Here is a 14907-nt window from a genome sequence, read left to right as displayed (position 1 = left end):
CAATTTTGAATTAGATTATAATTGATAGGCATATCACATCTATTACAATAAACCACTAAAACCACTACCAAACAGTTTCATCAGGTAATCATTAATGATTTGTTGTATAATCATATGCCCTAATAAATAAACCATTACCATCATGACAAATTGGTAAATGATAATACCATATATACTCGCAATTTTTGTAGGATAGACACCGCTATATTTTACTAATATATACGTTGGTGAAACCATATATAATAGAACAAATGCTAATAGCATGATAATCAATGCTAATTTAAAGATAGATAAAATCCCTAAGACTAGACCAATCATTAATGCTAATACTGAGAATGTATTAATTGCGATATAATCTGAAAATACTTTATGAAATTCTATCGCTGTGGTAAAAGTATATTTCACAATGCCATATAAAATACTCACTGATAAAGCCAAACTACCTAGAATGATAACTATCATGTAAAAAATAGCTTTAAATGGTGAACTTTCTGGAAATAATAAAAATATATCAGATGATAAAATAATGACTAATAACGTACTTAAAAATAATCCAGCACACATTAACGTCACTAATAATCGATAACTATATATCACATCGCTTTGATCCGACGATTTAAATACATGATTAAAAAACTGTTTACTTTCGTCTTTTAAATCCTTCATTTTATGTTCAAAAGATGCCGTTTTATCTTTCATAATTTCTTCAAAATGCGCATCGTTTTCACCAAGTGTAGATAGTTTTCTCTTTGTTTGATGTGATGTTGTACCTCGTTTAAAGTTTTCTTTATCCCTTCTACTTTCCACATTGTCATCATTAGTTTGAGTAGAATATTGTTGTGTCTCTTTCATTGTAGATGCTGTTGTACTAGTTGTTGCATGGTCATTTTGACGCGTTAACTGGTAACCGCAATGACCACAACATTGATCTTCTTGTTGATAATTCTGACCACAATTTGGACATTTCATGTCTATTCAATTCCTCCGCTATACTTACTTAGCTAAATTATATCCCATTTGAACGCCCTATTCTATATTATTTTTATTTTATTTATTAAAAATTAAAAATCCTAATAAACCGCTCCTCACGATTTACTAGGACTTTATTTTCATATTGAATTATAGGACTTATAAAACAACCGTATTTTCTTTTTCATGTATCATCTCAATGATTTCATTATGTTCATTCATCACTGCAACTTTAGGTGCATGATACTTTAATTCTTCTTCATTTAATTGTGCATAGGTCATAATTATAACTATATCGTCTACTTCTACTAATCTTGCAGCGGCACCATTTAAACAAATTTTGCCACTACCTCTTTCTCCAGCGATGACGTATGTTTCAAAACGTGCACCATTATTATTGTTAACGATTGCGACTTTCTCATTAGGAAGTATATCAACGGCATCTAAAATGTCAGAATCAATCGTGATACTTCCAACATAATTCAAGTTGGATTCCGTCACTCTTGCTCTATGAATTTTAGAATTCATCATTGTTCTAATCAATTTATTCAGCTCCAATTATTATATTATCTATCAAACGTGCTTTAGAAAATTTAACGGCTAATGAAATAAAGATTTGACCTTGAATTTTAGATTGCTCTTCTAATTCTGGATAACTATAAATGGCTACTTCATCAACTTGACCACTTGTATAATCTAATAAATACTGTGTAATTTCATCTATTATAACAGAATTATTGCGTTCACCATTATTATATAAATCGCGTGCTAATTTCAAACTTTTACTTAAATGAACGGCTTCCTGACGTTCCTCTTCAGTTAAATATACATTGCGTGAACTTTTAGCTAGTCCATCTTTTTCACGAACGATGTCAACACCAATGATTTCTATTGGATGATTGAAGTCTTTAACCATTTTTTCAACAATAGCCAATTGTTGTGCATCTTTTTTACCGAAGTAAGCATAGTCTGGGCTAATAATATTAAATAATTTATTTACCACTGTTACGACACCTTCAAAATGTCCTGGTCGCTGAGCTCCTTCTAATACATGAGCTAATTTGCCCACTTTCAACGTTACACCTAATTCATCAGGGTACATTTCTTCTACACTTGGGTAAAAGACATAATCTACATCAATTTCTTCCATCATTTCAACGTCTTTATTAATTTGACGTGGATATGCATCGAAGTCTTCATTTGGACCGAATTGTAAAGGATTAACAAATATACTCGCTACAGTTATATCGTTAAATTCTGATGATAACTCCATCATTTTTAAATGACCTTCATGTAATGCACCCATAGTTGGTACAAAACCAATCGTTTGACCATGTCTTTTGTATTCTTTAGCAATACTTTGCATTTCACTTACCGTTGTAATCACTTTAGTCATTTTTATTTACCTCGCTCATAATTTTTTTCTTATACGTGTGTGCTTCGGATGGAAATGCGCCTGATTTTACTTCTTCATTATATTGTTTTAAACCATTAATACCTATTGAAAAATCACTATATTGCTTAACAAATTTGGCATGTCGATCGACACCATAATTTAACATGTCATGATAAACCAATACTTGTCCGTCAGTATCTTTACCTGCGCCAATACCTATAACTGGAATTGATAGCTGTTGACTAATCTCTTGCGCCAGATCACTAGGAATCGCTTCGAGCACAAGTGCAATTGCACCAGCTTCTTCTACATGATGTGCGTCTTCAATTAACTGTAATGCAGCTTCTTTGGTACTACCCTGCAATTTATATCCCATAACGCCAACACTTTGTGGTGTTAACCCTAAGTGCGCTACAACAGGAATGCCTATTTGAGTGGCTTTACGAATAAATGATGTTAAATGTGCACCTTCTGCTTTAATAGCGTTTGCTTCTGTTTGTTGATATAACGTTAATGCATTTTTCAAATCTAATTCATCACTGATACCCACCGCGCCAATAGGCATATCTACGACAACAAATGTATCGGGCGCACCACGTCGAACTGCTTTACCATGATGAGTCATATCGTCTATTGTAACTTGAACTGTACTTTCATAACCTAACACAGTCATTCCTAAGGAATCTCCTACTAAAATCATATCTATATCTGCTTGTTGTGCTTGCTTTGCACTAGGAAAATCATAAGCAGTAACCATTGAAATTTTATTGCTTTGTGCTTTCATTTCTACTAACTGAGCTATAGTTTTCAATTCAATTCATCCTCAATTTCCTATATTATTAAGCAATAGTATAATGAATCTATCCCAGAAAGGAAAGAATAATATTATGACAATTGGTGTTATTGGCCCAGGTGCCGTTGGAACAACGATTGCTATTGAACTACAGCAAGCATATCCTGACACTTTACTTATTGGAAAACAAAAAAACACATTAAATTATTTCCCAGAAAATGGGCATCTATCTAAAACCATTTCTGTAACGCCTTATCAAGATATAACACAACCCCTTGATATTGTATTTATTGCAGTTAAAACATATCAATTAGAAACAGTTATTACTCAATTATCGCCTATTATCCATGAAGAGACTATAATCATTCTCGCTCAAAATGGCTATGGACAATTAGAGCTCATACCTTATCCAAATTCATATCAAGCCGTTGTCTATATTAGTGGTCAGAAAAACAACAATGATGTCACTCATTTTAGAGACTATCGCCTTCACTTGAAAGATACACCAAGGACTCGAAAATTACAAAAGTTAACTGACCAAACGAATATTGAAATCATACTCGAAGAAAATATAGAAAAAATAATATGGTATAAACTATTAGTTAATCTAGGAATCAATTCAATTACTGCGTTGGGACGAGATACTGCCAAATTATTACATTCATCACATATTCGGGACATTTGTCGTGGAATCATTTCAGAGGGGATTGCCGTGGCGCGTGCTGAAGGGCTCAATTTCGATGTGAATACGCTCAACTCTATTATGACTATATATGAGGGATACCCTGATCAAATGGGAACAAGTATGTACTATGATATCACATCTGGAAGACCTTTAGAAATGGAGTCTATCCAAGGATACATATATAGGAAGGCTCAAGAATATAATATAACGACACCTTACCTCAATATGGTATATGCTTTTTTATCAGCTTATCAATCTCAATTTTAATGACCTTTCCAATAATGTAACAAAGCCTGGGGCAAGACACGACTTACCTCAGGCTTCATTTCTAATTATTCGGCTTCTCTTATTTCTTCTGCAATATCTTTGTAATCGATATTAGCATTATTAAATGTTTCATCATGAGCTGGAAAATGTTGTTCGAATGTTTCAAAGTTCTGAATCTCAACTTTAACATCTTCAACTTCAAAATCTAATACATGTCCACCAAAGTTGCGATCATCATTAGCAAAGTGTACATGGAATCCTGCTGAACCCACACCATGAAAGAGTTCTGGTGTGAAGAATCCAACTACAGATCCTTTGATATATGTTTCGGTTTGTTCAGGTTGTCTACGTGCTGAATCGATTAAACGAGTATATGGTGGTTCTTGACCAGGCATCATACGCACATGCATCTTTCTAAACAATCCTGAAATTTTCACTGCTGAAAATAAATTTTCACTGAGCATTTTTTCTTTCACTTCATCAAAAACAGCTTCAGAAGATTTATCTTTAGTTTGATATGTTGTATCTGCTGTGAATTTTGTCACCGTTGCATAAGGTGTTAATTCATCACCTTTAAGTTCGACGAATTCTTTGTGTTCATTGGCATGATAGGCTTTACCATCCACAAATATCACTTCTCCATTAGAACCGGTTAGTGTCGCAATACCTAAGTCACCATGTTCTAATAGTTCATTAATTGAAGCAGTACCTTTTAATAATCCTGCCATCAATGTTCCTAATGTTCCGTGTTGATATAAGACATTAGTCATAAACGATTTCACTCCTAATTTGTGTTCATCTTTATTAGTTAAATGCATCAGGTAACATGTTTGTTGAAAGTTTCATGTTATCTTTATAGTTAACTGGGATATCTATCAATACAGGGCCTTCTGTTTCATAGCCTTCTTTGATAGCCGCTTCTAATTCTTCTTGATTTGTGACACGCATACCTTTTGCTCCAAAAGCTTCTGCATATTTCACATAATCAACTGAACCGAAATCTACACCTGATGAACGTTCGTATTTCATTTCTTCTTGGAACTCAACCATATTATACTTACCATCATTCCAAATTAATTGTATGATATTTAGATTTTTTCGAACAGCTGTTTCTAAATCCTGTGCTGAGAATAGGAAACCACCATCACCAGCCACTGAGACAACTTGTGTATTGGGACGTACAAGTGCTGCTGAAATCGCCCATGGCAATGCAACCCCTAACGTTTGCATACCATTACTAAATAATAAATGTCTTGGATTATAACTTCTGAATTTACGCGCCATCCAAATATAATGACTTCCGACATCAACAGTTACTGTAGTGTCATCAGTTAACATCTTTTGCATAGATTCGATAATCTCGATTGGATGTAATACACCATCTTCATGAGTAGCTTTTATACCTGTTTCTTCAACGATATGTGCTCTTAACTGCTCTAATTCATCTAAATGTTGTTGGTTAATAAATGGTTCATCTACTTTGTCAGATATCATTTCAATAGTTCCTGCAATATTACCAATTAATTCTTTAGTAGGTTGCATATAATTTGTTATTTCTGCTGGAACTTCATCAATATTGATCACTTTCGTGTCTAATTCCTTATTCCAATTGCTTGCTTCATACTCAATTGGATCATAACCAATTGTGACAACTAAATCACTTTTACGAAGTAATTCGTCACCAACTTGGTTACGGAACAATCCTACACGGCCAAAGAAGTGATTTTCTAATTCGCGACTAATGACACCAGCACCTTGGAATGTTTCAACTACTGGTAAGTTTGTTCTTTCAACTAATTTACGAATAGCATTTGTTTCATTCGCGCTTGAACTTCTCATACCAGCAAGTAAAACAGGGAATGCTGCGTTTTTAATTGCATCAATCACATCATTAATATCTTGCCCACTAGGAACACCTAAATTAGGCTTTTGACATAGTGCTATAGCTTTTGATTCTACTGGTGCTGAAATCACATCTTGTGGAATACTAATAAAGCTTGCACCATTTTTACCTGATGTTGCTGTTCTCATAGCATTTGTCATTACTTCTGATAAAGATTCAGGATCTTGTACTTCTTCACTGTATTTTGTTGAGTATTTTAATAAAGCCGCGTTATCTATACTTTGATGTGTTAAACGTAATAAATCATTACGCTTAACTTGTCCTCCTAAAGCTAATACGGGATCTCCTTCAGATGTTGCTGTTAATAGTCCAGTCGTTAAGTTACTTACACCTGGGCCACTCGTTACAAGTGCGACACCAGGTTTACCAGTTAGTCGTCCTATACCTTGGGCCATCATTGCTGCGTTTTGCTCGTGACGCGTAACAATAAGTTCAGGTCCATCGTCTTCAAGTGCGTTAAATAAATAGTCAATTTTTGCACCTGGAATACCAAATACGTACTCTACACCATTATTTTTTAACGTGTCTATGACCATGTCGGCTGCAGTATATTTTTTGTCTGCCATTATATTCATTTCCTTCCAATGCTCACATTTTATTTTATCTTGACGATAACATCAGTGTGAAAACAATTCCCCGTTGCTCATTTAAACATTAAAGATTATTATTCATGTTCTATTGATCTAAAAGATGTTTAACGGAATCATATGAAGCTTCTAATGCCTCAACAGATTGTTTAAACAATTCTTTTTCGTGATCGCTTAATGGTGTTTCATAAATTTTACTTGCACCATTTTCGTTAATTAATGTTGGTACACCAATGTATACATCTTTAAATCCATATTCTCCATTTAATTGTGAAGAAACTGTTAAAATTGTGTTTTCGTTGTTTAATAAAGCTTTTGAAATTCTTAATAAGGCTAATGCAATACCGTAGTATGTTGAACCTTTAGCTTGAATAATTTCATAAGCAGCGTCTCTAGTTTTTTCATAAATTTCTTGTGCTTTTGCTTCACTACCTGTTTGCTCTTTAAGCGTATCGAATACTGAAATACCAGCGATATTTGCTTTAGACCATACTGCTAATTCTGAGTCACCGTGTTCACCAATGATTGCAGCATGCACACTTGCAGGAGCTACATTTAACTCATTACTGATTAAATATCTAAGTCTTGCAGAGTCTAATACTGTACCTGAACCGATAACACGTTCAGCTGGTAAACCAGTTAATTCTTTAACATAACGTGTTAAGATATCTACTGGATTTGCCGCAATTAGGAAGTAACCATCAAAACCACTATCCATAATACTTGTCACAATGCTATGCATAATTTTTGTATTTTTCTCTACTAATTGTAAACGTGTTTCACCTGGTTTTTGTGGTGCTCCAGCAGTAATAACTACTAAATCAGCATCTTTACAATCGCTATATTCTCCAGCTTTGACAACAACTGGTGAATCGCTGTGAAGTGCACCGTGGTTTAAATCTTGAACGTCTGCATTCACTTTATCTTTAGCAATATCAATAATTACAAATTCATCTGCAATACCTTGTGTTACCATTGCAAAAGCATAACTAGAACCTACTGAGCCGTCCCCAACTAAAACAACTTTTTTACCAAATTTTTTCATATTGAAAAACTCCTTCACTTTGAAGAGATAAAGATTAAAGTTTACGTTTTTATCTCATTCATTTATAATAAATTACAATTAAATACGACTTCATTTTAAATATACTTTATTAAATTTTATGTGTAAACATACAAGGGGTTAAATGATGTTAACGTCACCAATTTGTTGGTTTTTAAGTGCCTTACAACACTCATTATAGTCTCTCTTAATGTATTAATAAAATACATATTTTCGATTAATAACATTCCTAAAAGGAATACATTATATATAGAAAAACGTAATGAAAATACTTTGATGCACTATGACACCAAAGTATTTATAAATTCAAATATTCATTTTGATATTAAAGGATTATTACTTCTCTCTTAAGTCCCTTATAAATTGTATCCATTCCCGCGTTACAAAATTAAGATATGCATCTCTTCTCCAGATTAAACCTAAATGCCATGATAACTCTGCATTTTCTAGTTTCAATGCTTTCACATTATCTCCCATTAAATGTACTAAACTTTCTGGTACGACACTAATACCAATGCCTTGACTAATCATATTCGCGATAAAACTAATTTGAGATATATTCGCTACAGTTTTCGGATAAAACCCTAATCGTTTACAGTTCTCGATAATTTGATCTTTCAAGTAATAATCATCGTGAAATAGCACAAACTCTTCTTGTTTTAGTTCAGCTAAATCTACTTTTTCTTGTTGTGCCAATGCATGGTCTTTACTCACAACAAGTAATAGCTCTTCATTATACAATGGTACCGAATGAAATAAAGTCGCATCAACTGGTAACGTCGTGATACCTATATCTACTTCATCTGTTTCTGTGAGGTTTTCTACTATTTTACCTCCACCCTCCATTACCTCATACGTGACTTTCGGATAGAGTTGATGAAATTGATTTAAACTATCTGTAAATAATTGAACATTCATCATCGGCGATAGGGCTATTCTAATGTGACCTTTTTGTACATTCATCACATCATTCATTTCTAATGATAGTTTCTCGAACAATGCTAAAAATTCTAAGCTATTATCATAAAATGTCTGACCAATGTCTGTTAGTTTAATTTGCTTTTGTGAACGGTCAAATAATGTAATATCATATTCGTTTTCTATACTTTTGATTGCTTTACTGATTGTTGACTGTGCAATATATAAATGTTCAGAAGCCTGTGTCATACCACCACGTCGAACAGTTTCAACAAAATATTTTATCTGTTTTATTTCCATAGTGTTAACCTCTTAATTTTTAATTTGAATTTTGAAAGTTATTCCACCGTATGCTCTCTTCTATAGATTAATATACTATAAAAGATAAATATCAATACTAGGATGATTGCTGCAACTAATATGGCATAAGTACCTATATATTTTTGAACTTCTGCTGAAATAATAGCTCCAATAATAAAACTTAATACTATTCTAATGTAAAGTTTAGCCTTTCTCAATTGAGCAGTATCGCCATTTAATATATATTCACTCAGTGCTATCACACCATTTTTAAGGTTTCCCGTTGAAAAGGTATTATTATAACCTTCACCTTCTATTTTACTGAATGAGGTTGTTAGCATTGCCATACCGAAGGCTAATGGTGGTAAGATATACAAATTAGGTATACTCATTGGTAAAAATCCTACAACAAGACAACTTAATGTAATAGGTAATAATGAGACTAATCTCCAATACCGTGTTGCCATTTGATGATGAATTAAAGATACAAACATTACGCCAATCATAAAAGATACAACCGAAGCGATCTTCAACATACCACCAGTTAAATCTCTATGTGATACTTCTGAAGCAAGAAATATAATATTTCCTGTTTGACCTGCTGCTAGTGTACCTCCCCGACTTAAAAAGGTGTAAGCATCAATATATCCACCAACAAAGGTTAAGAGTATAGCCATTTCCTTACTCTGATATATATTTCTTCTCTTAAATTTTTCTAAAGCCATCATTATCGCCTCAATGCTTTTTTATTTATATTAACATGGAACATAAAGTCCCTTGATAAGTTTCATATATCTTTATTTTATAGAATATGTTGTAAAAAGCTAAAATATCGTTCACATTTATAAAAAAGTACTTCTTATAACGATATTTTCTGTTATAATCAAGTTTATCCTTTTAAATTTGAGCGTGAAACAGAAATAACTACTAACTTTATTTATTTCATCAAGTCACCTCGGCAAGGATAGCTCTAATTGTAATACTTCATTTCATGGTATATACGATTTAGAAAGCTACTGCCATTTTGTAGACATATTATATAATGCTAATTTATGTCACGTATAACAGAATTGAACAAGAAAGTTTTGATTTTTCAGAATTTTTAGACAAAACATGCGTTTTTTATGCTATGATATAAATTATTAAAATGACAGTTAAATATAACTCATTGATATACGGAGGTTTATTATGTCTAGTTTTTTTAAACGATTAACACAAAAAGAAGATCCGTCCATCTATCAAAGTAAAGATGGACATTTAAAAAGAACTTTACGTGTTCGCGATTTTCTTGCATTAGGTGTAGGTACTATTGTTTCTACGTCTATATTTACTTTACCTGGTGTTGTAGCAGCTCAGCATGCTGGACCAGCGGTTGCATTATCATTCTTACTTGCAGCCATTGTAGCAGGATTAGTTGCCTTTACATATGCTGAAATGGCTTCGACTATGCCATTTGCAGGTTCTGCTTATTCTTGGATTAACGTATTATTTGGTGAATTTTTTGGTTGGGTTGCCGGTTGGGCACTATTAGCCGAATACTTCATTGCCGTCGCCTTTGTGGCCTCTGGTTTTTCCGCTAACTTACGAGGTTTAGTCAAACCCTTGGGCATTGAATTACCAAAAGCATTATCTAATCCATTTGGTAGTGATGGTGGCGTGATTGATATTGTTGCAGCCATTGTTATTATCTTAACTGCTTTACTATTATCTCGTGGTATGAGTGAAGCTGCACGAATGGAAAATATTTTAGTTATATTAAAAGTATTAGCAATTATCTTATTCGTCATCGTAGGACTAACAGCTATCAACTTTAGTAACTATGTACCATTTATTCCAGAACACAAAGTTACAGATGCAGGTGACTTTGGTGGCTGGCAAGGTATTTATGCTGGTGTATCTATGATTTTCTTAGCATATATCGGATTTGACTCTATCGCTGCCAACTCTGCTGAAGCGATTAATCCTCAAAAAACAATGCCAAGAGGAATTTTAGGATCATTATTAGTCGCTATTGTCTTATTTGTTGCAGTTGCTTTAGTGTTAGTAGGTATGTTCCATTATAGTCAATATGCTGATAACGCTGAACCAGTAGGTTGGGCATTACGTGAAAGTGGTCACGGTATTGTTGCCGCAGTGGTGCAAGCTATCTCAGTAATCGGTATGTTCACAGCCTTAATTGGTATGATGCTTGCTGGATCAAGACTGTTATACTCATTCGGTCGTGACGGTTTATTACCATCATGGTTAGGTAAATTAAATAATAAACATTTACCTAATAGAGCATTAATTATTTTAACAGTAATTGGTGTTTTAATCGGATCAATGTTCCCATTTGCTTTCTTAGCACAATTAATTTCAGCAGGAACATTAGTGGCATTTATGTTTGTTTCATTAGCAATGTATCAACTTAGAAAACGTGAAGGTAAGGACTTACCTATACCATCTTTCAAACTGCCATTATACCCAGTATTACCTGCAGTCACTTTCATACTAGTTCTATTAGTATTCTGGGGATTAAGTTTTGAAGCCAAATTATATACACTCATTTGGTTCATTGTAGGTATATTTATCTATTTACTATACGGCATGAGACATTCTAAAAAAGATCGTAATGATGCCTACAAATCTCCAAAAAAATCTTAATATAAACATAAATAGAGCCGTTCCACAATAATTATCGCTTGTGGAACGGCTCTTTTATTTATAGTTTACAATCTATTTACCAACCTTGACCTTCTATTTCATATTGATCTAAATCCCCTTGATTTAAAGCTTGTATCGCATTCTCAAGCGTCGATAATGCATAATCTAATTGTTCGTAAGAGATTACAAGTGGTGGTTGAAATCTTAAAACATTCCCTGCTACTGCTATGATAACAACGCCTTTATCAAAGCAATAGTTACATATTTTTAATGCTGCTTCAGGATCACGAGTCTTTTGAATTGGGTCAGATACTACATCGATACCAATTGATAATCCTTTACCACGGACATCACCAATACATTCATAATCAATGACCCATCTATCCATCGTTTGACGTACATACTCACCTTTTTCTAGACTTGCTTCGAGTAACTGTTCTTCTTCGATCATCTCAAGTGTAGCTAAAGCCGCTTCACAACTAACTGGATTCGCACCAGTAGTAAATAGATGTGCCGGTGCTTCTAATGTCTCCATGATTTCTTTACGTCCGACGATAGCTGACATAGGCAATCCTCCGGCAAGTGACTTACCAAAAGTAATTAAATCAGGTGTAAAGTTGAAGTGCTCTACTGAACTCCATTTTCCAGTACGTCCTAATCCTTGTTGAATATCATCAACAGCAATTAAGATACCGTGTTCTCTACAAATACTTTCTAAAGCTTCAAAGTAGCCTGACACAGGTTCTAATAGACCACCATCCCCTTGTATCGTTTCTAATACAATACATGCAACTTCATCAGCAGGAACATATTTATCAAACATTTCTTTAAGTGGTGCTAAATATTCATCTACAGTATTCGCATTAGGCTGTTCAAATAGACCTCTATAATTGTCAGGAAACGGTATATGATAAAAGCCGTTCAAAAGTGGACCGTATTTTTTTCTCATATTCAAACTTATTGCGGACATAGAAAGTGAACCAAATGTTGAACCATGATACGCATTTGTAAAACTGATGATATAAGGTCGTCCTGTATATGCACGAGCAAACTTTATAATACCATCATTGGCATCTGAACCGCTCAATCCATATGTCACTCTTTTTTCATAGTCACCGGGTGAAATATCGCATAACTTTTTAGATAAGCGAATTAATGGCTCGTGATACATATACGCTGGCGTATAGTGGACAAACTTGTCAACTTGCTTTTTAATCGCTTCGGTTACTTTTTTAGGCGCATGACCCACGTTTTGTGAACTTGCACTGGCTAATAAGTCGATGTACTCTTTTCCATCAACATCTACTAGCGTTGCACCGTAGCCATGATCGATGGCTAAAGGATAATATTTGATTCTTCCAGATTTAGCAAAATATTGCTCATCTTCTTTTATTAAGTCTTGTGCTTTACTCATGCTCAAATCATCCTTTCCTAATTAAACTTCACTTCATTACTGACGATTAAAAAGATGATTCATATGCTTCAGTTATAAAATGATTTCGATTTGATGATAGTACCCAATATACTAATAATTTTCAGATTTGTAAATATTTTCCGAAAATTCTAACTAAATAAAATAGATATCTTTTTTGTATGTATATTTTATCCGTATTAGGGAATAAAAAATTAATAAACCGCGGACTGGGAGTGATATTATTCTAAGACTGACTTACCACTTTTTAAGTGCTATTATTTCGTCCTTTGTATTATTACTCAGTACTATAATTATAGATGTTCTCTTACAGCATACTCATCTAACACAGCTATTATTAAATATAGATTTTCTAGTTAACCCTAAACTTGTACCAACATGGATGGAAGTCATTATACATCTTTCTATAGGTTTGATGATTTATCTCATCTTCATGGTACTTTACAATATATCAAAACTACTCTACCACTTAGCCTATCTATCTTTACTAGTGACCTTTATCGGTATGTATCCTTTTCTCATTGCCATCGCTCAAAGATCATTCTTTGTATTTAATGCGACGGAATGGATTTGGTGGCTCATTGCACATATGATATTTGTGGTATTCATGTATTTCTGTATCCTAGTTATTTCAAAATTACATTTATAAAATAAAGGAGTGGGACAGAAATAATAAAGAACCACTAATCATTTATGATCTAGTGGTTCTTACGCATTAGCCACAGCTAATGTGTACTTTAAAATAGGAATACATGAGTGAAACTCATGCATAAGAAATACTAATTTCTATAAGAAAAAGAATGACTTTACAGTCAACGACTACCTAAATATCAATGTAACTTGAGGTATTATATTTATGTCCTAGCTTGTTGTTAATTGAATGATGATTATTCTTCGTCACCATTTTCATCGTATTTCGTTACATTTCCATCTTCATCAATAATATAAGAGCCAGCTAAATTACCATCTTTATCTGTGAATGAGAATCCCCATTCTCCGTCGCTATTTTTCTCAGGTTCTTTATACGTATATGTTGATGTATCCAATTTATGACCTTCATAGTCTTCAACTTTATCAATAACATTATCACGTGTCACTGTTGTATCACTAGAATCTGAAGACGTGTCATCATCTGAATCGTCAGATGAATCGCTTGATACATCATCATCAGTCGCGGGCACTGAATCCGATTCATTAAAGTATCCTTTAACTTTATCAATTTCATCTTGACTCGCATCATATAACTTAATTGTATTAGCATTATCTAAAATACGTTTTGTTTCAGATTTTGAATAATCATCTTCCATCCAACGACGGTCTTGGAAATGAGATGGCGTGCCATAAGTCGTTATTGTACCATCGCCATTATTTTTATATATAACATGTCCAGCAGCGGTCGGTGTACCACTTATAATTTGAACGCCATCCGGATATTTTTCTGATGCCTCTTTATTATATGGGTTAATCGCTTCACCACCAACATCAGTATGGGACATAGCTGATATATGATTCTCTACTTCACCACTTCCACGGTAGTCTTTAAAAACTGTAAGCCAAACTTTAGCATAATAGTCTTGAGTATTGGTATTTTCTTGTTGTGCTTTTGAACTCTTTGAAGATGATTGACTTGAACTTTGATTCGATTGTGATGATTGATTATCTTTATTATCACTGCTTTGATGACTCTTACTTGTTGAATCATCAGATACTTTAGAACTTCCTTTGTCATTGTCATTATTCCCTAACCCACAACCTGCTAATACTATCGATGCTGTTAGTAATGTGCCAGCTAATTTTTTCATTGAAGAATCCCCTTTATTTATATTTTGTATATACATTACATTATAAATTTATTATAAACTATCTTATTTCAAAAACATATATCTAATTACACATTAATTGTAAATTAGTAAATTGTTTATCTTCTAATCTATTTGGTTTATTTATAACA

At 33.4% G+C, this 14907-nt stretch carries 14 protein-coding genes; 3 read left to right on the top strand and 11 right to left on the bottom strand.

Features of this window, described 5'->3' with window-relative positions; all coding sequences use genetic code 11:
• Positions 1-42 precede the first annotated feature (42 nt).
• From LPC11_RS01560 to panB, 4 genes are all read right to left on the bottom strand, one after another.
• Positions 43-969, bottom strand: coding sequence for a zinc ribbon domain-containing protein (locus LPC11_RS01560; RefSeq protein ID WP_023374173.1), 927 nt, complete (start codon positions 967-969; stop codon positions 43-45).
• Between the two features lie 159 nt (positions 970-1128).
• Positions 1129-1512, bottom strand: a complete 384-nt coding sequence (gene panD, locus LPC11_RS01555) for an aspartate 1-decarboxylase (RefSeq protein WP_041613745.1) — start codon at positions 1510-1512, stop codon at positions 1129-1131.
• 1 nt (position 1513) lies between these two features.
• The gene (panC, locus tag LPC11_RS01550; RefSeq protein WP_231307317.1) at positions 1514-2365 is read right to left on the bottom strand and encodes a pantoate--beta-alanine ligase; all 852 of its coding nucleotides are present in this window, start codon (positions 2363-2365) and stop codon (positions 1514-1516) included.
• A complete protein-coding gene (panB, locus tag LPC11_RS01545) occupies positions 2358-3176 on the bottom strand; it encodes a 3-methyl-2-oxobutanoate hydroxymethyltransferase (RefSeq protein WP_041613748.1) in 819 nt (272 codons plus the stop codon). Before panB ends, panC begins: the two co-directional genes overlap by 8 nt.
• 76 nt (positions 3177-3252) lie before the next feature.
• On the opposite strand from panB, the gene LPC11_RS01540 reads away from it, so the two are divergent.
• Complete coding sequence (locus tag LPC11_RS01540; RefSeq protein ID WP_023374177.1) at positions 3253-4110, top strand: oxidoreductase; 858 nt, start codon at positions 3253-3255, stop codon at positions 4108-4110.
• A gap of 65 nt (positions 4111-4175) precedes the next feature.
• Here LPC11_RS01540 and budA read toward each other — a convergent pair whose 3' ends face one another.
• The 5 genes from budA to LPC11_RS01515 all read right to left on the bottom strand — a co-directional run bounded on the left by budA (position 4176) and on the right by LPC11_RS01515 (position 9558).
• Positions 4176-4880 (bottom strand): acetolactate decarboxylase, encoded by a 705-nt coding sequence (gene budA / locus LPC11_RS01535; RefSeq protein ID WP_107566258.1) that lies wholly within the window; start codon positions 4878-4880, stop codon positions 4176-4178.
• A gap of 34 nt (positions 4881-4914) precedes the next feature.
• On the bottom strand, positions 4915-6579 hold the full coding sequence (gene alsS / locus LPC11_RS01530; RefSeq protein ID WP_104681519.1) for an acetolactate synthase AlsS: 1665 nt from the start codon (positions 6577-6579) through the stop codon (positions 4915-4917).
• A gap of 109 nt (positions 6580-6688) precedes the next feature.
• On the bottom strand, positions 6689-7645 hold the full coding sequence (locus tag LPC11_RS01525) for an L-lactate dehydrogenase (RefSeq protein ID WP_002465932.1): 957 nt from the start codon (positions 7643-7645) through the stop codon (positions 6689-6691).
• Positions 7646-7999: 354 nt separating this feature from the next.
• Complete coding sequence (gene cidR, locus LPC11_RS01520; protein ID WP_023374181.1) at positions 8000-8881, bottom strand: cidABC operon transcriptional activator CidR; 882 nt, start codon at positions 8879-8881, stop codon at positions 8000-8002.
• Between the two features lie 38 nt (positions 8882-8919).
• Positions 8920-9558 carry a YoaK family protein gene (locus LPC11_RS01515; protein WP_226956359.1) on the bottom strand — a complete coding sequence of 213 codons (639 nt, stop codon included), beginning with the start codon at positions 9556-9558 and terminating at the stop codon, positions 8920-8922.
• A 511-nt stretch (positions 9559-10069) separates the two neighbouring features.
• Between LPC11_RS01515 and LPC11_RS01510 the strand changes: the two genes are divergently transcribed.
• A complete protein-coding gene (locus LPC11_RS01510) occupies positions 10070-11524 on the top strand; it encodes an APC family permease (protein WP_023374183.1) in 1455 nt (484 codons plus the stop codon).
• A 76-nt stretch (positions 11525-11600) separates the two neighbouring features.
• Here LPC11_RS01510 and LPC11_RS01505 read toward each other — a convergent pair whose 3' ends face one another.
• The gene (locus tag LPC11_RS01505; protein WP_023374184.1) at positions 11601-12938 is read right to left on the bottom strand and encodes an aspartate aminotransferase family protein; all 1338 of its coding nucleotides are present in this window, start codon (positions 12936-12938) and stop codon (positions 11601-11603) included.
• A 238-nt stretch (positions 12939-13176) separates the two neighbouring features.
• Between LPC11_RS01505 and LPC11_RS01500 the strand changes: the two genes are divergently transcribed.
• Positions 13177-13605 (top strand): hypothetical protein, encoded by a 429-nt coding sequence (locus LPC11_RS01500; RefSeq protein WP_081698185.1) that lies wholly within the window; start codon positions 13177-13179, stop codon positions 13603-13605.
• Positions 13606-13843: 238 nt separating this feature from the next.
• On the opposite strand, the gene LPC11_RS01495 is transcribed toward LPC11_RS01500, so the two are convergent.
• Positions 13844-14758: a hypothetical protein gene (locus tag LPC11_RS01495; RefSeq protein WP_023374186.1), complete on the bottom strand. Its 915-nt coding sequence runs from the start codon at positions 14756-14758 to the stop codon at positions 13844-13846.
• Positions 14759-14907: the final 149 nt, after the last annotated feature.

The organism is Staphylococcus sp. HL28, from assembly GCF_021117155.1.
GTDB classification, from domain to species: Bacteria; Bacillota; Bacilli; order Staphylococcales; family Staphylococcaceae; genus Staphylococcus; species Staphylococcus warneri.
Note: the sequence above shows the minus strand (reverse complement) of the source record. Positions and strands in the feature narration are given on the sequence as shown.